The sequence below is a fragment of the Pleurocapsa sp. FMAR1 genome, assembly GCF_963665995.1.
Lineage (GTDB): Bacteria > Cyanobacteriota > Cyanobacteriia > Cyanobacteriales > Xenococcaceae > Waterburya.
On record NZ_OY762512.1, the window covers coordinates 743021 to 763444 of the forward strand.

At 40.8% G+C, this 20424-nt stretch carries 13 protein-coding genes; 8 read left to right on the plus strand and 5 right to left on the minus strand.

The window, feature by feature from the left end; all coding sequences use genetic code 11:
• Window positions 1-600 precede the first annotated feature (600 nt).
• Together SLP02_RS03730 and SLP02_RS03735 are read left to right on the plus strand one after the other, a co-directional pair.
• Entirely contained in the window at window positions 601-1788 is a 1188-nt protein-coding gene (locus SLP02_RS03730) for an aromatic ring-hydroxylating oxygenase subunit alpha (RefSeq protein ID WP_319419308.1), read from the plus strand.
• A gap of 9 nt (window positions 1789-1797) precedes the next feature.
• The gene (locus SLP02_RS03735) at window positions 1798-4308 is read left to right on the plus strand and encodes a GcvT family protein (protein WP_319419309.1); all 2511 of its coding nucleotides are present in this window, start codon (window positions 1798-1800) and stop codon (window positions 4306-4308) included.
• An 83-nt stretch (window positions 4309-4391) separates the two neighbouring features.
• On the opposite strand, the gene SLP02_RS03740 is transcribed toward SLP02_RS03735, so the two are convergent.
• Window positions 4392-4754, minus strand: coding sequence for a leucine-rich repeat domain-containing protein (locus SLP02_RS03740; RefSeq protein ID WP_319419310.1), 363 nt, complete (start codon window positions 4752-4754; stop codon window positions 4392-4394).
• Window positions 4755-5119: 365 nt separating this feature from the next.
• Here SLP02_RS03740 and SLP02_RS03745 point away from each other — a divergent pair, with 365 nt between their 5' ends.
• A complete protein-coding gene (locus tag SLP02_RS03745; RefSeq protein ID WP_319419311.1) occupies window positions 5120-6700 on the plus strand; it encodes an alanine/glycine:cation symporter family protein in 1581 nt (526 codons plus the stop codon).
• Between the two features lie 16 nt (window positions 6701-6716).
• On the opposite strand, the gene SLP02_RS03750 is transcribed toward SLP02_RS03745, so the two are convergent.
• Window positions 6717-9851: a hypothetical protein gene (locus SLP02_RS03750; protein WP_319419312.1), complete on the minus strand. Its 3135-nt coding sequence runs from the start codon at window positions 9849-9851 to the stop codon at window positions 6717-6719.
• A gap of 233 nt (window positions 9852-10084) precedes the next feature.
• Here SLP02_RS03750 and SLP02_RS03755 point away from each other — a divergent pair, with 233 nt between their 5' ends.
• The 4 genes from SLP02_RS03755 to SLP02_RS03770 all read left to right on the plus strand — a co-directional run bounded on the left by SLP02_RS03755 (window position 10085) and on the right by SLP02_RS03770 (window position 15239).
• Entirely contained in the window at window positions 10085-11794 is a 1710-nt protein-coding gene (locus tag SLP02_RS03755; protein WP_319419313.1) for an NAD+ synthase, read from the plus strand.
• A 201-nt stretch (window positions 11795-11995) separates the two neighbouring features.
• A complete protein-coding gene (locus tag SLP02_RS03760) occupies window positions 11996-12874 on the plus strand; it encodes a carbohydrate ABC transporter permease (protein ID WP_319419314.1) in 879 nt (292 codons plus the stop codon).
• Between the two features lie 52 nt (window positions 12875-12926).
• The gene (locus tag SLP02_RS03765; protein ID WP_319419315.1) at window positions 12927-13946 is read left to right on the plus strand and encodes a zinc-binding alcohol dehydrogenase family protein; all 1020 of its coding nucleotides are present in this window, start codon (window positions 12927-12929) and stop codon (window positions 13944-13946) included.
• Between the two features lie 156 nt (window positions 13947-14102).
• Entirely contained in the window at window positions 14103-15239 is a 1137-nt protein-coding gene (locus SLP02_RS03770; protein ID WP_319419316.1) for an acetamidase/formamidase family protein, read from the plus strand.
• Between the two features lie 310 nt (window positions 15240-15549).
• Here SLP02_RS03770 and SLP02_RS03775 read toward each other — a convergent pair whose 3' ends face one another.
• From SLP02_RS03775 to SLP02_RS03785, 3 genes are all read right to left on the minus strand, one after another.
• Entirely contained in the window at window positions 15550-16482 is a 933-nt protein-coding gene (locus SLP02_RS03775; protein WP_319419317.1) for a hypothetical protein, read from the minus strand.
• Between the two features lie 223 nt (window positions 16483-16705).
• Window positions 16706-19642, minus strand: a complete 2937-nt coding sequence (gene uvrA, locus SLP02_RS03780; RefSeq protein WP_319419318.1) for an excinuclease ABC subunit UvrA — start codon at window positions 19640-19642, stop codon at window positions 16706-16708.
• 94 nt (window positions 19643-19736) lie between these two features.
• Window positions 19737-19937, minus strand: coding sequence for a hypothetical protein (locus SLP02_RS03785; RefSeq protein WP_319419319.1), 201 nt, complete (start codon window positions 19935-19937; stop codon window positions 19737-19739).
• A gap of 239 nt (window positions 19938-20176) precedes the next feature.
• On the opposite strand from SLP02_RS03785, the gene SLP02_RS03790 reads away from it, so the two are divergent.
• Window positions 20177-20353: a hypothetical protein gene (locus tag SLP02_RS03790; protein WP_319419320.1), complete on the plus strand. Its 177-nt coding sequence runs from the start codon at window positions 20177-20179 to the stop codon at window positions 20351-20353.
• Window positions 20354-20424: the final 71 nt, after the last annotated feature.

Here is a 20424-nt window from a genome sequence, read left to right on the forward strand (position 1 = left end):
ATATATTTAAAATTCATTTTGGTAAGGTAAGATACTTTTTATTTTTTAGTTATTTTGTCAATAATAGTTGGTTGTTACTTATGTTTTTACAACTTAGTGGTTCAAATATTTAGTTAGATATTACTTTGATATTAATCGCCAAAATAAGCCATGAGTTTATGAGTACTCAAATCGCTCATTAAATTAAACATGATGCTCTTGGGTAATAAACTCAAGATCTCCTGACATATGCCATCAGCACAGTTTGTAGTTTTTTGAATCTAAATACTTTAACTTGAATAAAAAGCTTGGTATTTCAGAATCAGAGTTTTGTATCATCTATTCTTTTTACGCCTAATGCAATTTTAAAACTGTAAAAAAGCTCACATTTTTACAATAAAAAACAAAAGCCGAATTTTGGTTTTTACACTTGTAATTACAAGTTAAATTGGTTAAGCTAATTTTACGTTACGTTTGCTGAGTTGGGTTTATAGTTTTATACCCAACGGCAACTATCGAGCTGTTCTTTAGTTACTTAAAGACGGCTTACGTGCGAATTTTATTAGTGAGATAATCACTGTTTAAGCATATTTATAATTTTTGCCTGTGACGAGGTAAGTCATGACCGAGAAAGTGTTGGCGCGTCTGAGCGATGACCAAAATTCAAATAGCAACAAAATTGAACGAGCGATCGCAACTTTAGATAATTCTACGGCTGATGCTGTTGGCTTACCTGCTATGGCATATACCAGTGAGGATTTTTTAGATCGAGAACGACGTACTGTATTTACTAATCATTGGGTTTGCGTTGGTATAGGTTCAGATTTGCCAAATTTTGGGGATTTAGTTCCCGTAGAGGTGGCGGGGATGCCCATAATGCTGGTGCGCGATCGCTCTAGTAAAATCCGCGCTTTTCACAATATTTGTTCTCATCGAGGCTTACAGTTAGTTACTCAACCCTGTCAGCAACAAAAGCTAATCCGCTGTCCCTATCATTCTTGGTCATACGCTTTAGACGGCGAACTCAAATCCACGCCTCACTTTGGCGGTTACTGGCAGGATACCTATGAAGGATTTGATCGCGCTAGTAAAAATTTACAGTCTATCAAATGTGAACAGTGGCTTGACCTGATTTTTATTAATTTGGTTGGCAATGCACCACCGTTAGAAGATTATCTACAACCAGTTATAGAAAGATGGTCGGATTACGATCTTAGCTTACTCTCTCATGGGCGAGATCTCAGTTTTGAGTTCGATGCCAACTGGAAACTAGCAGTAGAGAACTTTTCGGAGAGCTACCATTTACCTTGGGTTCATCCTCAGCTAAATAATTGTTCGCGGATGGAAGATCATTTTGGTTTTGAGGTAGGAGAGAATCATGTCGGTCAGGGTAGTAAGCTTTATCGCATCGGTGCGATGGGCGATCTAACTCTACCTGTATTTCCGAATTTACCAGAAAGTCGAGAAACCGTAGCCGAGTATATTTCTGTCTTTCCCAATCTAATGCTGGGCATTCACCCCGACTACTTTTTGGCTTTGACTGTTAATCCTCTCAGTCCCACTCGTTCGGTAGAGAGAATGTCATTTTATTTCATCGGCGACGGGGCAACGAGTATCGAATATGAAGCTTTGCGCCAGATTCCCATTGACCTTTGGAAAATTACTAACGAAGAAGATTTAGAAACCATCGAAAGGCTGCAAAAAGGTAGAAAATCACCTGCTTTTGATGGTGGTTGCTTTTCACCTGCTTTGGAAACTACCGTTCATCAATTTCAACGTCTGGTCGCCAAGGCGATCGCAAACAAGTAGGGGCGATTCGTGAAGCAGCGCGATCTTGTTGGTTTCCAACAAAGAGCGACTGCTGAACCCAAAGGGCGAATCGCCCCTACCCTAAATTCTAATTTAACAACAATGGAAAATACGGCAAAACTGGTAATTATCGGTGCGGGAATAGTTGGCTGTAGTACTGCTTACCATTTGGCAAAGCTAGGCTGGCGCGATATTGTAGTTATCGATCGCGGTTCTCTATTTGCTACTGGCGGTTCTACTTCCCATGCCCCTGGTTTAGTTTTTCAGACCAACTCTTCTCAAACCATGACCCGACTGGCAAAATACACCGTAGAACTTTACAGTCAGCTTGAAAGTAGTGAAGGTTCGGCTTTTTATGGGGTAGGTAGTGTAGAAGTGGCTTATACCGAAGCCCGTTGGCAGGAACTAAAGCGCAAGCTAGGATGGGCAAAATCCTGGGGAATTGAAGGGGCAATGCTTACTCCCGAACAGGCAAAAGAAAAAATACCTCTCCTCGATGAAACTAAAATACTCGGTGCTTATTATGTTCCTACAGACGGTATTGCTAAAGCGGTAAGGGCAGCAGAGGCACTAGCCAACTTTGCCATAAACTCCAGTGCAGCTAAGTTTTATGGCAATACTCAGGTATTAGATATTGAAGTAGAACAGGGACAGGTAAAATCTGTAATCACTAACAAAGGTAATATTGCTACCGATAAAGTTGTCGTTTGTGCTGGCATCTGGGGTTCTCTCATTGGCGAGATGGTAGGAGAAGTAATTCCTCTAGTTCCCGTACAGCATCAATATGTTAAAACTTCCCCACTATCAGAATTAGCAGGGGAAACTCGTGAAGTGGTGCAGCCGATCCTGCGCCATCAAGATCGGTCGATGTATTTTCGTCAACATTCCGACTGTTATGGCATTGGCTCTTATCAACACGAACCTTTATTGGTAGACCCCAAAGATATTCTGACTCACAAAGATTCACCGATGATGCCTTCTGTAAAGCAATTTACCGAGTCACATTTTCAAGCAGCATGGCAATCTACAGTAGAACTGCTGCCAAGTTTGGCACAGACGGAGTTGCCTTATAAAATAAACGGCATGATGTCTTTTACCCCCGATAGCTTCCCGATAATCGGCGAATCTTCTCAAGTCAGAGGCTTTTGGGTCGCAGAAGCAGTTTGGGTAACTCATGGTGGTGGCGTAGGTAAAATGGTAGCGGAATTATTAACTACGGGTGTTCCCAGCCTCGATTTGCATGAGTGCGATATCAACCGTTTTCCTCAAGTGGCTCAAAGCAGTAAATATATTTGGGCAAGCGCAGCACAGCAATATCGCGAAGTTTACGATATCATTCATCCTCTGGCACAACCAACTCATTCTCGTCAACTGCGGGTGAGTCCTTTTTATCCACGCTTGCAGGAGTTAGGGGCGGTGTTCTTTACCAGTGCTGGTTGGGAACGTCCTCAATGGTTTGAATCTAATGCCAAGCTGCTAGAAAAATATACTATTCCAGAACGTCAGGGTTGGTCGGCACAAAACTGGTCAACTATCCAGGGTGCAGAACATTTGGCTACTCGTGAAGGGCTTGCCATGTATGACCTGACATCATTTACCAAGCTTGAAGTTACGGGAGAGAAAGCTTGTGAATATCTGCAATATCTCTGTGCCAACAAAGTTAGTTCTAATGTGGGCAAAGTTACTTACACCTCGATGCTGGATGCTAACGGTGGCATCATGTGCGATTTAACCATAACTTGTCTGGATAAAAATCGATTTTGGGTAGTAACTGGAGGTGCAGTGGGCGGTCACGATTTAGCCTGGATGCGATCGCATTTACCAAAAGACAATTCGGTAAACATTGCCGATGTCTCTTCTAGCTATTGTTGTCTGGGGTTGTGGGGACCCTCAGCACCAAAAGTATTATCAGAAGTCACTGATACCGATGTCTCAAATAAAGGCTTTGGTTTCTTTACCGCACGACAGATTTATCTTGGCGCAATTCCCGCTTTAGCGGTGAGGGTATCCTATGTCGGTGAACTAGGCTGGGAAATTTATGTTCCTACTGAATCTGGATTGAAGCTATGGGATTTACTTTGGCAAGCAGGTCAACCATACAATATCATTGCTGCTGGGGTAGGTGCGTTTGAGTCCCTACGTTTAGAAAAAGGCTATCTATCCTGGGGTGCAGATATTCATACCGAATACGATCCTTATGAGGCTGGTTTGGATTTTGCTGTCAGGCTTAATAAAGATGAATTCATCGGTCGAGATGCCCTACTTCAGCGTAAACAATATCAAAGCCGTAAACTCTGTTATTTAACCTTAAATGACCCTAGCGTAGTGATTATGGGTAAAGAGCCAATCATGGCTGAGGGGAAAGTATTAGGTTATGTCACTAGTGCAGGTTATGGTTACAGTCTGGGTCGATGTGTTGCTTATGCCTATTTGCCCCTTGGTTACTCTACACCTGGAACTAATGTAGAAATAGAATACTTTGGCGATCGCTATTTAGCAACCGTAACAGATATAGGTTAACGATTAAACTCATTAAAAGGTAACTGTCTTGAGGATTAATCGCAGCCGACCTATTTGCTTGCCATTATGGATGTAATATCTGGTTAGTTTTCTATTTGCTTTTTCCAATCAGGACGACGAAAGTCGCTCAGGTTTTTCGCCTCAATTTCCTGAAGCTGGTTTTCGGGAATATTCTCATTACCACCAAGGAACAGTAAATCAAGCTGCTTGAGATCGAATAGCCCACGAACGTCATTAATTTGGTTGTCTGCTAACCCTAGCTCTACAAGTTTTGTGTTTGACTTTAAACAGGTAATATCTCGAATATTAGTATGCCAGAGGTAAAGAGAAGTTAGGTCTTTAAGATTAGCAATTGGATCGAGGTCACAGAGCGGATTTTCGGAAATATTTAAGGCATTTAGTTTTGTAAGTAAGGATAGAAGATAAATCTTGTATCTGGTTAGCACTCAAATTAAAATTCTGTAAATTAAAAAGTTAGCAAGTTGTGAAGCATTTGCGATCTCGTTTCTTGACAAATCTAATGTATGCAATTTCGATTTAAAACCAAAGTTAAAAGCCAAGATCTAGAAACTATCAGTTAAAGCTTTTACAAAAAATGAAATAATCAGGGCATTTTTTGTAGGAAATGTTACTGCTTAATTATTTATAAAACATAATAATCAAATCAGTTTTGCTAATTTGCTTAATCAAAAAAGCATTTGGATTGAGCAAATTATATGAGAAACTAAAGCACCATAATTAAATATTTTATTGTAAAGAAACTATAAATCTTATGAGAAATATTCAATGTTTCATTAGCAAAATGAAACAAATGCAGCTTGTCAAACAATCAAATAAATTCAAGCCTAAATGGATACTATCTTGGGCTTTGGTTATAGTTTTAGGTTTTGCTCTACCAAGCCTAGCCCAGGAAAAAGCAGCAAAAGCACCAGGGGGTTTCATTGGTGCGCTGGACAGCATTTTCTCCAAACTTGTTGATGTTTTAGATAAAATTCTCTTTTTTGAAATTGCTGGTTTTCCTCTAATTGTGCTGTGGTTGATCTGTGGCTCAATTTTCTTTACGCTGCGAATGGGATTTGTTAATATTCGCGGTTTGAAGCACGCTATTGATATTGTGCAGGGTAAATACGACGATCCTAACGATGCTGGTGAGGTATCTCACTTCCAGGCACTGGCAACGGCACTATCGGGGACAGTGGGATTAGGTAATATTGCGGGGGTGGCGATCGCCGTACAGACTGGAGGACCTGGGGCAGTATTGTGGATGACCCTGGGAGGCTTTTTTGGGATGTCCAGTAAATTTACTGAATGTACTCTAGCTCAAAAGTATCGACGAGTTAGAGCCGATGGATCGATAGCTGGCGGACCAATGTATTATATTTCTCGTCCCTTATCAGATATGGGCTTGCGTCCTGTAGGCAAAGGTTTGGCAGCTTTATTTGCCATCCTCTGTATCGGTGGCTCTTTTGGGGGAGGCAATATGTTCCAGGCAAACCAATCTTATGTCGCTGTAGCCAATATTATTCCCGCTCTGCCCAGTTGGCTCTTTGGTATAATTGTCGCTGCTTTGGTAGGGGTGGTAATTATTGGCGGTCTTACTCGAATTGCTTCGATTACGGGCAAGCTAGTTCCTTTGATGGCAATAATTTATATTGCTTCTTGTTTGTGGATTATTTTGAGTAACTTTACTGAAATTCCCAGCGCGATCGCCACTATTTTCACCCAGGCTTTTTCACCTCAAGCCGTTGGCGGTGGCGTTATTGGCGTAATGGTGCAGGGAATTAGACGTAGTGCTTTTTCTAATGAAGCAGGTGTTGGCTCGGCAGCGATCGCACACTCGGCAGCCCGTACCGATGAACCTCTTAGAGAAGGGCTAGTAGCTTTATTAGAGCCTCTAATCGATACAATTGTGATCTGTAATATGACCGCTTTAGTAATTATCATTACTGGGACTTATCAGGATACTTCTATAGATGATGGAGTGCTGTTGACCACTGAATCTTTTGCGACTGTGGTTAGTTGGTTTCCCATAATTTTGGCGATCGCCGTAGCCTTGTTTGCTTTTTCAACCATGATTTCTTGGAGTTATTATGGCGAAAAAGCTTGGGAATATTTATTTGGCAATAGTAGCATCCTAATTTACAAGGCTCTGTTTGTCTTTTGCGTATTTCTTGGCTCAGTAGTTAACCTGGGCGCGGTACTTGATTTTAGTGACATGATGATTTTGGCAATGTCAATTCCTAATTTAATCGGCTGTTATATGCTCTCTGGAGCGATCGCCTCAGAACTTAAAGACTATATGCAGCGTCTGGGTTCGGGACAAATGCTTACCTATGATGCTGAAGTTGCCAGACGCAATCTAAGCCCAGAAATAACTTCTAAACATCGATAAGTAAAATGATAAAAGTTCACACAAAAACTTTAGTTGCCAAAAACCCAGCCAAAGCAGAAGCTACAGCAGAAGTAAAGGAAATAGCGAAGATCCAGTAAGCAGCAGTGGAGATCGCTTTCCTGGCTGCCTCTACTTGTTGTAAGGTTTGTTGTTTGAGAGCTTGAGACCGTTCGTCAACTGTTATTTTAACGGTTTCAATTTGCTGGGCGACATAATCTTGTATTCCTTGAATTGGCTGCAAGGTTGAGTCGTGAAATAGCTCGTTATTATCAGTAATTTTTGATAGAGTTTCACGGCTTAATTGTTCTAGGCGAGCGCCTAATTCTTCTAAAGGTATTTCTGCTATCGTTTCTCGCCACGAATCACTCAAAGATTGAAAGTCAAAATTAGTCAGGCTATCTTTAATGCGTTCGTAATCGAGATCAAATAAATTGAGTGAACTAAGATATTCGCCAAGGCGATCTCCTAGATCTTCAGTAAGTTGGTTAGTTTGCTCTTGCTGGTTTTTAATCTCTTGGGATAGTTGCTGAGTAATGGCTACAAAGCGATCGCTAATTTTTTCTATTTCAACGGCAGTAAGATCCTGTCGCTCAGAAAGAGACTGGGTAACACTTGTCAGAGTTGATTCTAACAAGCGATCTCCATTAGAGTCAGCAGAATCACCCTCTGAATCGAATTGTGTTTTTGAGCGGTTGAAAATGCTTTTAAGCTCCTGTTCCAGGTGTTCTGAAGTAAATTCGACTTTATTACTGTGGCTAAAAAAATCTTCCAGTTCATCAACTGCATTTTTAGCTTGCCGAGTAGTGCGAGTTGCCCAGCGTCTTGGAGTTTTGATTAGCTTACGAGTTGCTTCTCGTGCCTGTTTAATTGTTGTTTGAATTTTTATTTCGCTGTATTTTTGAGCTTGTTTGAGCTTTGCTTCAATCTCTTGCCAGTTTAATTGAGCCAGTTGCTGATTTACTAAAGTCTTTGTTTGCTCGCGATCGAGATTTAATTGTGGTAGCAAATCTGCTTCAATTTCTGCCAGATTTGAGTTTTGTTCAATCGCCTGATATAAATAATCGACTAAATTTTCACTTAATTCTCTAGATTTTGTTTGTATCTGCCAACTTTCTGGAATTATAGAGTCGTTTGATTTTTGCCATTTGGTTTCTATTTGAGTAATAACAGCCTCAACCAGATCTGCATCTGTTCCTTTGCGTTTCTCTAATATCTTTGTCAACTTAGAGCAATCTATATCTGGAAACTGCTGCGCTGATGGCTGAAGATCGGCTGCTGATTGCCAGAGTTGGTCTAACTTGGCATCGATCTTGGCTGGGGTTAAATGGTCTAAATTAGTGTAGCGCAGATATGATTCTAGTTTATGCTGTAACTCCTTAGTAGTTGAGGTTTGAACTTGCCCATCTTTTACTCGCTCGAGTAAGCGATCGCCTATTCTAGTCAACTGTTCTGTAATTTGCTTGAGCTTCGTTGGCTCTAAATCTTGTCTTTGCTGTAACCAGGTGTGCCAATCTAGCTGCTGCCAATTATCTAAAAACTGAGTCAATACCCCTGTAGTTGCTCCCGATTTAATTAGTAGCTGTTCGAGCTTTGATGGTAGATTATCATCTTGCAGTTCGGTTGGTTCTGCTTTTTGTAAGTAATTTTTGAGAAGTTGGCTTAATTCCTGCTTTTGTTCTGATAATTCTGCCTGCTCGATTAAAGCCAAAACCTCTTGCCTTGATGCTTCTAAGTGTTCGATAATTTCATCGATCTTGGCTGCATCTAAGTCATCTCGTTGCTGGAGAAGTTCGACCAAATCTTGTGGCTGAACTTGTTCTAATTGAGAGCGAACCTGTGCTGGATCTGCTTGAGAATCGTAAATTACCTCCTTAAATTCTTGCCAACCCTGTTCACAATTCAAATACCAGGGTGACGCGTGCCATAAAAAGTCTTCCACATCGTTGCCAATAGTATTAAAAGACTGTGACCCTGATTCTGATGAATTAATTTTCTGATATAGAGATTGGAGGCTATGCCAAACATCTTCCAACTCTACTTCTGAAAGATCGACTCTGTTGAGTAGTGCATTTTTAATTGCTCTCCAGTCTAGGTTATTCCAGCTTTCAACAATCAAGCTAGGGTTATCGTCTATGGCGACTTCATCTACTTCATCTACTTCATCTACTTCAAGCGATCGCATCTCTGAATCGGCTGAATTATCCTGAGATTCTTTGCCTACTATCTGTTCCAAGCGTTTGGCTAGCTGCTCAAACTGTAGCTCTTCGGGATTGACCGACTGAAGAAATTGCTGCAATTTCCCATTTAAATCTTGCTTTTCATCCCTAGCTGAGACTTGTTGCCAAACTCCATCTAATCGATCGACAATTTGCTCAACTACTGACTGGGGAAGATTTGTACGTTCATCAATTAAAGTGATAAAAGTTTGTCGATCTATATTTTGTAATAGGTTAGCATCGGCAAAAGATTCTAGGTTCAATTTGCTAAGTAAATCGCTAAATCCCTGCTCGATTGCGGTCAAGTCTGGCTGAGGCGACGGTGTTGTCTTGAGATAATCATCAATGTTCTGCTGTAGGTCAAATTTACCCAAAGCAGCCTGTAATTCTTGTTTAATCAGGTCTGATGCTGCTGCTTCAGTCAAAAGGTCTGAAGTTGCTGATTCTGTTCCTGGAATCGCCAGCGCGATCGCTTTAATTAGTTGACGCAACTTTGTCGTTAGCGAACCGAATATCCAACCCGTAACCGAATCTACCGCACTATAGCTCGCCCAAATTAAAATCAGGAAGTAAATTGAGCAAATAACAATCCCTAAAGTTGCTCCTGAAATAGGATCCCTAGCAGTACTAAACCTGACAGCCAAAAAACAAGCAATAAATAAGACTGAGTTTAGGGTAAGTAAGATTCCTAATCCTGCGAAAAAGCTAATATTAACGCCGATTCCACCGCTTTCGGACTGAGAGGATTCAGCGGCTTTTGATGAAGCTTGGGGTCGATATTTAAGCAGCGAGATACCTAATGCCAATCCCAAATTAGTCAGCAAAAACTGAACAACAAAAGCAGTCAGTAATCCTACTATCACTGCCACTACAATCTGAGTCCCTACTGAAGCAGGAGGAATGTACGAAATTGCCAACCATATTTGGGGATACATAACTATACTCTTGAGCGAACGGATTTAGTATTAAGGCAACAAAACTCAGCTAACTACGATTTTGAAGACATTACTTACTAGGTTATGCCACTAGAATTAGAATTAGGATAATATTAGCGAAAATCTTTATTCGGGATTTATTTTCTCTTAAGCAGCCTTGACATCAGCAGCAAGATTAGTAGCGATCGCTCTATCATTTAACGTTAGCAGATCCAACAATCAAACATCAACAAATGAAAATAGCGATCGCACAACTCAACCCCACCATCGGCGATATAACCAATAACGCCCAACAAATAATTACTGCTGCTAATACCGCAGCTAAACAAAACGTGCGTTTGTTACTTACCCCTGAATTATCTTTGTGTGGTTATCCACCCAGAGACTTGTTGCTTTATTCTGACTTTGTGGAGTCGATGGCGCAGCAGTTAAAAGCGATCGCTAGGGAATTACCAGATAAGATTGCTGTCTTGGTTGGCACTGTAGAAACAAATCCTCATGCAGACTCCAAAGGACAAAAACCTTTATACAACAGCATGGCTTTATTGGCTGAGGGAGAAATAAAGCAGATTTTTCATAAGCGTTTGTTGCCTACCTATGATGTGTTTGATGAGGATCGTTATTTTGAACCTGGATATGAAGCCAATTATTTTACCTTGGACGATCTAAAGGTCGGCGTGAGCATCTGTGAAGACCTATGGAATGATGAACGGTTTTGGGGGAAACGCAGCTATGAAGTTAATCCCATTGAAGAATTGGCACAGTTAGGGGTAGATATAATTGTTAACCTGTCAGCTTCTCCCTATAGCGTTGGTAAACAGAAGTTAAGAGAAGCGATGCTACATCATGCAGCTACAGCTTATCAAAAGCCCATTTTGTATGCCAATCAGGTTGGGGGTAATGACGATCTGATTTTCGATGGTAATAGCGTGATGTTTAATCGTGCAGGGGAATTAGTCACTCATGCTCAAAGTTTTGATACAGACTTGGTGGTAGTGGAGTTGGATCAGTTGCTGTCTTCTTCTAAAGGAGACTGGGTGGCTGAGAGACTGGGTGACAAAGATAGCAATGAAGAGATATTTTCCGCGTTGGTGTTAGGAGTCAAAGACTATGCCAGGAAATGTGGTTTTAGTCAGGCTATCTTAGGCTTGAGTGGGGGTATAGATTCAGCTTTGGTAGCTGCGATCGCATCTCAGGCTTTGGGTGCAGAAAATGTATTCGGGGTACTAATGCCGTCTCCCTATAGTTCAGATCATTCCGTTAGCGATGCGATGGATTTGGTTAATAGTTTGGGGATAAAAAGCCAGCAGTTAGCCATCAAGCCAGGGATGGACGCTTATGATACTATTCTCGATCCTTTGTTTGCGGGGACAGAATTTGGCATTGCCGAAGAAAATATCCAGTCGCGGATACGGGGTAATTTGCTAATGGCGATCGCCAATAAGTTTGGTTATTTGCTGCTTTCTACGGGTAACAAGTCCGAAATGGCTGTTGGTTACTGTACTCTTTATGGCGATATGAATGGTGGCTTGGCGGTAATTGCTGATGTGCCAAAGACAAGGGTGTTTAAACTGTGTCGCTGGCTCAATCGCGATTGCGAAGCTAGCCGAAGGCATCGCCAAGTAATCCCCGTCAATATAATTACTAAGCCTCCCAGTGCCGAATTAAAGCCAGAACAAAAAGACTCTGATTCTTTGCCACCTTATGAAATACTAGACGATATACTTGAGCGCATTATTTGTCTACATCAATCAACCGCCGACATTGTTAAGGCTGGACACGACACAGAAACAGTAGCTAAAGTAATGAAATTAGTTATCCGTGCAGAGTTTAAACGCCGTCAAGCCCCTCCAGGAATCAAGATTACCGATCGCGCCTTCGGTACTGGCTGGCGGATGCCCATTGCCAAGAAGCTAAAAGCTAATAGCGGGGAGACCCCCTAAAGGGTTCGACAGTTCCTTCGCCCTCAGCAGTCGCTCTTTGTTGGAAACCAACAAGACCGCGCTGCTTCGCAAGTCGGGGAACCCGCCCAACGGACTGTCTCACCGCGTCGCCGTTAGGCGCAAGGGAACGCTCACCAAGACGCTAATAGCTACAAACAGAAATACATTGTACGTCATTAATTAAATCAGCAACGCCGATTTATGAACCTGCAAAAATCACTGATTAAGCAACAAAAGCTAACTCCGTATTTGTTTTTGCTACCGGCGATCGCTTTACTAGGATTAACGGTATTTTTACCGGCAATGTTAGCTTTTGCCCTTAGCTTTACTCAGATGTACGATCTGACTCAATTTCCTGAGTGGATTGGTTTAGCTAATTTTCGGAAACTGTGGCAAGACAAAGTATTTTGGCAAATCGCTATTAATACATTGCTATATTTAGTAGGAGTAGTACCAATTTTGGTAATTGCACCATTAGGGTTGGCAATTCTCGTTAATCAAAAATTGCGAGGCATAAATTGGTTTCGCACGGCTTTTTATGCTCCTGTAGTAATTTCCATGATTGTTGCTGGAATCGCTTGGAAAGCTCTTTATACGCAAAATGGATTACTCAATCAGTTTCTTCAGCAGCTTGGCTTGGCAGAAGGTATTCCTTGGCTAACCGATCCCAAATTAGCCCTCTGGAGCGTTATGGTGGTAACTATTTGGAAAGGACTAGGTTACTATATGGTGATTTATTTGGCTGGATTACAGTCAATTTCAACCGAATTATATGAAGCAGCAGCGATCGACGGCTCAGATAGCTGGAAAAAGCATTTAGATATTACTATTCCCTTGATGCGTCCCTATTTATTCTTAGTAGCAGTAATCTCCGCCATTTCAGCCACCAAGGTATTTGAAGAAATCTATGTTATGACCAAAGGTGGTCCAGGAAATAGCTCCAAAACCGTAGTTTACTATTTATACGATAAGGCATTTGGATATGACTACGATATTAGCTACGCTAATACAATTGGTTTAGTCTTGTTTTTAAGTATTTTAGGTTTATCTATAATTAACCTCAAGCTGACCAATAATTAACCAATTACTGATTATCTCGTATCTTAACAATTTAGCTTTTGAGGCAAAAATTATGAAAGCAGTTGGTTTAACCCAATACTTACCGATTGAAGATGATCGTAGCCTGCGAGATGTTGAAATCGATCAACCTATAGCTAGAGAATATGACTTACTTGTAGAAGTCAAAGCGATTTCAGTTAACCCTGTTGATACTAAAGTTCGCAGTCCAAAAGATAAAGTCGAAGATCGTCCGCGAATTCTGGGTTGGGATGCAGCAGGTATAGTAGTGGAAGTAGGAGAAAAAGTAACAGAGTTCAAAGCTGGTGATGAAGTCTATTATGCAGGGGATATTACCCGTCCTGGCAGCAACAGTAACTTTCAGTTGGTGGATGAGCGGATTGTTGGCTATAAACCAAAGAATTTAGAGTTTGCAACTTCAGCAGCTTTACCATTGACCAGTATTACTGCTTGGGAAGCTCTGTTTGAAAGGTTAAACATTAGCAAAAATGGTGCAGATGCAGGCAAATCAATCTTAATCATTAATGGTGCTGGAGGTGTAGGTTCTATTGCCATTCAGCTAGCCAGAAAATTAGCCAAGCTTAACGTTATTGCCACTGCCTCACGTCCAGAAACGATCGCCTGGTGTCAGAAACTTGGCGCGAATGCGATCGTCAATCATCATCATAATTTGGCGGACGAAATCGCCAAAATAGGCTATGAAACTGTGGATTATATTTTGTGCTTAAACGATACCGATGGTCATTGGCAGGCGATCGCTCAAGCAATTAAACCCCAGGGCATTATCTGTACCATCGTTGAAAATAAAAAACCACTGGAGATGGATGTCTTAAAAAATAAAAGTGCAGGTTTGGTTTGGGAATTTATGTTTACCCGTTCTATGTATCAGACTGATGATATGGCAAAACAAGGTAAATTACTTAACCAAGTTAGTCAGCTTATCGAAGCTGGTACGATTATTACAACCTGCAACGATATAGTTAAGCCAATTAATGCCAAAAATCTGAGAAATGTTCATCAGCGTATTGAAAAGGGCAGTGCAATTGGCAAGATAGTGCTTGCTGATTGGAATTAGAAGTATCTCTTTTTTGTCACTCTTTGAAAATTAGAATTAACTAGACAAAGGTTTAAAACTAAAAACAAACAACATCGGTAACTTTGATTACAAATGCGATCGCCTTTTTCTTACAAGCTAAATACAAGTTTCGTAAGTAAAAAAGCTAAAATTCAAATGAAAACCGCTAAATTATCTTTTTATCAATATTTTTTACTGGTAACTATCTTGATTGCATTAACTTCATTAGTCGGTATACCAGATGTAAAATCTCAATCTGTAAATGATAATATAACTGCCGATTATCTAGTCAAATCTACACCAGAAAATGTAATTTGGGGAAAATTATTTACATCTGCTGATAAGCCAATTTTACAGGTCAAATCTGGAGATGTTGTTACCATTGAAACCATATCCCATGAAGGTATTTTACCCGATCAAGGAGATACGGTTGAGTTTTTTACCAAGGCAGGAATTGACAAAGCAGATATCCTACCAGATCAGCTAGCGGTCAAAAAACAAATCAAAAGAACTGCACCAGGTCCTCATGTTATTACTGGTCCAATTTTTGTCAAAGGTGCCGAACCTGGAGATGTTTTAGAAATCAAAACCGTTAACATTGATTATCGCGTCCCTTATGGCGTGATCTCCAACCGTCACGCCAAAGGATCTTTACCTGATGAATATCCCCTAAACAATGCAGATATATACACCAAGGTTATTCCCCTTGATACTGAAAAAAACATTGGATTTTTTCGCCCCGCTAATGGTAGACCAAATATAAATCTCCCCCTTAAGCCTTTTATGGGCATCATGGGAGTAGCCCCAGCCGATGCTAAAGAAGCAGTAAACTCAGTACCGCCAGGTAACTATGGCGGAAATATAGACATCAAGCGTCTAACTGCGGGTTCGAGTTTATATCTATCAGTACAAGTTCCTGGTGCATTATTCTATTCTGGCGATCCTCACTGCGCCCAAGGAAATGGAGAAGTAGCCCTGACAGCTATTGAGTGTTCTTTAACTCCTACCTTTCAACTGATTGTTCATAAAAGCAAAAAGCAAGAATCACCAGTGGGAGAAACTCCTGACGCTTGGCTAGCAATTGGACTAGATGAAGATTTAGATGGGGCAATGAAAAAAGCCGTGCGGGAATCTCTACGAATCATGAATGAAGAATATGGTTTGACAAAGCAAGATGCTCTACTGTTTGGTAGTGCTGCAATTGACTATGAAGTTTCTCAGGTGGTGGATATAGTCAAGGGTATTCACGGAGTTATCCCTAAAGATATACTGCAACCTTTAGAATCAAAATAGGATATTGTACGTAGTAATTAGGTCAATACTGTAAGTAGTGCTATGCTTGCGACTCAAGTGTCTCTCGTTCCAACAGTACCAGAAGCTTTTGAGGCAAAAATTATGAAAGCGGTTGGTTTAACCTAAAACTTACGATTGAAGATGATCCTAGCCTGCAAGATGTTGAAATCGATCAGAGCGATAAAAGCAATGTCAGAAAATATAACCCCTCCAGTAATATTTTAAAGTAGTCGCTTAAGCGACTACTTTTTTCCAGAGTATTCTTACCTACTTATTAGTTGCAACACAACCTTAATCTAAGCTATGTCTCCTATATTCTTCTGTCTTCGTCGATTCTTTTATCTTTAATAACGATAATTTCTTCGAGTTCGGGACTGCTAGAGGTTTGAACATTTTTATCCTTGTTCTGCTTGGCAGATTCTGCTCCACTCTTAACAGATGACTTAACTGAATCAGCAGCACTTTTTCCCGATGATTTAAGAGATTCGGCTGCGCTTTTTATTGATGGCTTCACCGCTTCGGCTGTGCCTTTTACAGTCGCTCTGACATCCTTGGTAGCACCCTCAATTTCTTGAGCCACTGCTTTAGCCGAAGGCTTAACTGCATCTGCGGTACTCTCAATTGATTTAGCAGCACCTTCTACAGCAGGTTTGACCCCTTCTACAGTCTTATTGACTGAACTGGTGACGCTTTTAATTGTTGGTTTAACTTCTTCAGATGCTTGCTGAACTGCATCTACTACTGAAGGCTTAACTTCCTTAACTGTTTGGTCTACCGATTGTGCAATTCCTTTAACAGAAGGTTTAGCTTCTTCAACCGTCTCTTTAATGGCTTCGGCTGTTCCAGCGATCGAAGGCTTAACTTCTTCTATCGTTTTTTTAGCTGCTGTTCCGATCTCTTTTACAGATTCTTTAACGCCGTCAGCCACGGTGTTAGCTGCCTCTCCTAAATTGTCTGCGGTATCAGCTACTCCCTTCCCAGCAAGAGCTCCACCAATTGCGCCAGCGACAACACCAAAAAGTCCTCCACGAGCACCAAGCGCGCCACCAAGAGCAGCACCAGCTACTCTTGCGCCAATACCCGAACCCGATCCTGATGAAGACTCTGATGACTGCTCTTGTTCAGACTTAGCCTTTTCTTCTGTTTGTTCTACAGGTTGCATACCTGGATTTCCACTAACAATTTCAATTTGTTCGCGACCAATATTTTTCTCTGGCTGATTGGAAGATGGCTTGCTACTCATAGATGTATCCTTTGCTTTAAGTTTGATTTTAGTTACTCTCAACTTAACTATTATTTATAAGATATTTCCATAACTTGAGGAGGAGATATTTCTGTTTTTATCTACCTCTCTAGTTACATCTAGCAAAGAATTTGGCTCAATATGCTTAACCCGAATTTGGGTTAATTATTTGTAGTCTGGATTGAGCTGACAATAGCAACGTTTGATTGTGAATGTTTTATGTCTAAGATTTTTTAACTCCCAAATCAGCAGTAACAGGGTGCCTTTGCAGAACTTGTCTTAAATACGTCGCTGTATAAGAATTTTTATTTTGAGCTACTTCTTCTGGTGTACCTGTGGCGATAATTTGTCCGCCTTTATCTCCTCCTTCAGGACCAAGATCGATAATCCAGTCCGAACAACGGATAACGTCTAAGTTATGTTCAATCACAATCAAGGAGTTGCCTTTATCTACCAAACGTTGCAGCACGTTTAAAAGGTGATGCACATCATAAAAAGATAAGCCTGTAGTTGGTTCATCGATTAGGTAGAGAGTTTTACCAGTGGCGCGACGGGATAACTCCGAAGCCAGTTTAACTCTTTGTGCTTCTCCTCCTGAAAGAGTGGGGGCGGGTTGTCCTAGTTTGACATAACCCAAGCCCACATCCGTTAGGGTTTGCAGCCTATTAGCAGCACGAGGAATATTTTTAAAGATTTCTGATGCTTCTTCCACCGTCATGTCTAAGACATCAGCAATAGAATAGTTTTTATACTTGGCTTGGAGAGTTTCACGGTTGTATCTTGCCCCTTTGCAGACATCACACTGCACATAGACATCGGGTAAGAAATTCATCTCAATCACGTTTACCCCTTGTCCACTACAGGCTTCACAGCGTCCACCTTTAACGTTAAACGAAAATCGTCCTGCTTTGTAACCTCTAGCTTTGGCTTCAATGGTTTCGGCAAATATCGTCCGAATGGCATCAAATACCCCTGTGTAGGTAGCAGTGTTGGAACGAGGAGTCCGACCAATAGGAGATTGATCTATGGTAATTACTTTATCGATCGCCTGTAAACCTTGAACTTCTCCTAGTTGTTTGGGAAAAGGAACTTTACGACTGAGATGATGTTTTAAGGCGGGATGGAGTATTTCATTAACTAAGGTAGATTTACCCGAACCTGATACCCCAGTGATGCAGACAAATTTACCTAAAGGAATATTTACGTCAAGATGCTGAAGATTATTTTGATGGCAGTCTTTAAGAATAATGCCAACTGCTTTACCTCTTCTTCTCTCTTGAGGAGTAGCAATCACCCGTTTACCAGATAGATATGCCCCAGTTAAAGAAGCCTCTGAATTTAACAGGGTAGTTAAATCTCCCTGTGAGACAATTTCCCCGCCATGTACCCCAGCTTTGGGACCTATATCCACAATGCTATCCGCAGCGCGAATAGTGTCTTCATCATGTTCAACTACGATGAGAGTATTGCCTAAATCTCTTAGTTTTCTTAGTGTTCCCAGTAATTTGCCGTTGTCTCGTTGATGTAGACCAATACTTGGTTCATCCAAAACATATAATACTCCTGTTAATCCTGCACCGATTTGGGTAGCTAAGCGAATTCGCTGTGCTTCGCCCCCAGAAAGGGTCATAGCTGCCCGATCCAAGGTCAAGTAGTCTAAACCCACATCTAATAAAAACTGAAGACGGGATCTAATTTCTCTGAGTGCCAACTCGCCAATTAATGCTTGACGGTTACTAAGCTTAAGATCATTTATCCGCTCTAAACACTCTCGAATTGGCACACCTGCTAAATCATTGATGCGGTATTGTCCTAAGCTGACGGATAAAGAGGCTGGCTTGAGACGTTGACCATCGCAGGTTGCACAAGGCTGGTTGACAAGATACTGTTCTAGCTTACTCTTAATCGCATCAGAGTTGGTTTCTTGATAGTTGCGCTGCAACATTTTTAGCACGCCTGAATAGTGGCGATGATAGCCTTTGTTCTTACCGTTGCGACTGTCAGACTGAAAGTACACAGGTTCTGCTGCACCAAAAAGAATAACGTCTTGCTGTTCTTCTGTCAGCTTTAACCATTGAGTCTGAATCTCAAAACCAAATGCCTGTCCTACTCCATGTAAAAGAGAGAGATAGTAAGAATTATCTTTATCTGACCAAGGAGCGATCGCGCTATATACTGGTTGCTGAGGATCGGGAACAACTAATTCAGGGGCAAAAGTCTTATGGCTGCCTAAACCATGACAGTCAGGACAAGCACCATAAGGGGAATTAAAAGAAAATAAACGAGGAGATAGTTCTTCTATTACTGCACCATGTTCGGGACAGGCAAAGTTTTCTGAAAAGACAATCTTTGGCGGTTGCTCTTTAGCATCAGCAGCAGGAATAATTTCAATTTCGGCAATGCCCTCAGATAAACGCAAACAAGTTCCCAAAGAATCTGCTAAACGTTCAGCGATTCCTGATTTTTTAATTAGACGATCTATAACTACTTCGATGTCATGCCTGTAGTTTTTATCTAGTTTAATCTTATCGTCAAGCTGCTGCACTTCTCCATCTATTTTTACCCGTACAAAGCCTTGAGAAGACAAACTAGACAATAATTGCTTGTGTGTCCCCTTGTTACTTCGCACCACGGGGGCAAGAATCATAAACTTGGTTTGATCGGGTAGATCCATAATGCGATCGCACATCTCATCAATGGTCTGTGGTACAATCGAGCGATCGCATTTAGGACAATGGGGTTCACCCGCCCTACCAAACAGCAACCTTAAATAATCATATATTTCTGTAACCGTCCCGACAGTAGAACGAGGATTATGAGAGGTGGACTTTTGATCGATAGAAATTGCAGGACTCAACCCTTCAATGGCATCAACATCGGGCTTATCTAGCTGTCCTAAAAACTGACGGGCATAAGCACTAAGAGACTCCACATATCGCCTTTGTCCCTCGGCAAAAATAGTATCAAAAGCCAAAGAAGATTTACCCGAACCTGAAACTCCAGTAAAGACAATCAGCTTGTTACGAGGTAACTCTAAATCAATATTTTTTAGGTTATGTTGTCTTGCACCTTTGATACGAATGACATTCTTTTCTAAAGATTCTGGCTGAATTTTGCTATTTTTACCGTTGGGTTTTGTACCGTTGCTGGAAGGAGACATACAGTCAGTGCTTAACAATGCTTAAGAGTCCTTAATTATATTAACGTTATCTAGTGAGTCAGTTGAGTGTAGTTAGTTAAATAATTTTGTTGGATTATATAAGCTCATCTTGTTTTAGTTCAGCAAGTAAATCGGCATGGCTAGTAGTGGGTTCATCTCGTCTTTGGGCCACAGTTGCTAAATCTTCTATGTCTTCAAGTAATTCTTCAAATTGAGCAATAGGTAAAATTACAGCAGTTTTTTCACCCGCTTCATTAGTAATGTAATTTAAAGCTAAATCTTGAGTATCGATCATGGTTGCCTAGTTTGAAATGATATTAATTATAAATGATGCTTTTAGGTAAGGCGATCGCATATTGATGTATAAAGCTTTATTTTTCATAATTAGTCATTAAATTTTGCCAAGTCGTGTAATTTTTTTTGTCTGAGATCACTGACTTTGGTTGGAATCAAAAATTAAACTATTGATTGAAAATCATAAATTTAATTAAAAAAGGTACGAGATAAATGTTTTTTGAAATCGCTAAATTTGCAATGGATGTGTCAGGTTTGAGTAGTCAACAAAAAGTTGCTGAATGGGCAAGATTGAATAGAACCAATCCTTTTAATATGGGAGCGAAGAATTATCAACGTTGTTTATGGGATCTGAAACTAGGTGGCAAGTATCACGAACTTGAATATAACGGAGATGGAAGTCTTAAATATCAGTAGATATCTACAGAAACAGTGTAAATATTAATACAGCTAAGTTCTGGAATCTCAAATCTATAGAAAGTTGATAC

Bases quoted from the DNA above. Each gene is read 5' to 3' on its own strand.
- SLP02_RS03730 (WP_319419308.1), top strand. From the start codon at position 601: ATGACCGAGAAAGTGTTGGCGCGTCTGAGCGATGACCAAAATTCAAAT.
- SLP02_RS03745 (WP_319419311.1), top strand. From the start codon at position 5,120: ATGCAGCTTGTCAAACAATCAAATAAATTCAAGCCTAAATGGATACTA.
- SLP02_RS03750 (WP_319419312.1), bottom strand. From the start codon at position 9,851: ATGTATCCCCAAATATGGTTGGCAATTTCGTACATTCCTCCTGCTTCA.
- SLP02_RS03755 (WP_319419313.1), top strand. From the start codon at position 10,085: ATGAAAATAGCGATCGCACAACTCAACCCCACCATCGGCGATATAACC.
- SLP02_RS03760 (WP_319419314.1), top strand. From the start codon at position 11,996: ATGAACCTGCAAAAATCACTGATTAAGCAACAAAAGCTAACTCCGTAT.
- SLP02_RS03765 (WP_319419315.1), top strand. From the start codon at position 12,927: ATGAAAGCAGTTGGTTTAACCCAATACTTACCGATTGAAGATGATCGT.
- SLP02_RS03770 (WP_319419316.1), top strand. From the start codon at position 14,103: ATGAAAACCGCTAAATTATCTTTTTATCAATATTTTTTACTGGTAACT.
- SLP02_RS03775 (WP_319419317.1), bottom strand. From the start codon at position 16,482: ATGAGTAGCAAGCCATCTTCCAATCAGCCAGAGAAAAATATTGGTCGC.
- uvrA (WP_319419318.1), bottom strand. From the start codon at position 19,642: ATGTCTCCTTCCAGCAACGGTACAAAACCCAACGGTAAAAATAGCAAA.
- SLP02_RS03785 (WP_319419319.1), bottom strand. From the start codon at position 19,937: ATGATCGATACTCAAGATTTAGCTTTAAATTACATTACTAATGAAGCG.
- SLP02_RS03790 (WP_319419320.1), top strand. From the start codon at position 20,177: ATGGATGTGTCAGGTTTGAGTAGTCAACAAAAAGTTGCTGAATGGGCA.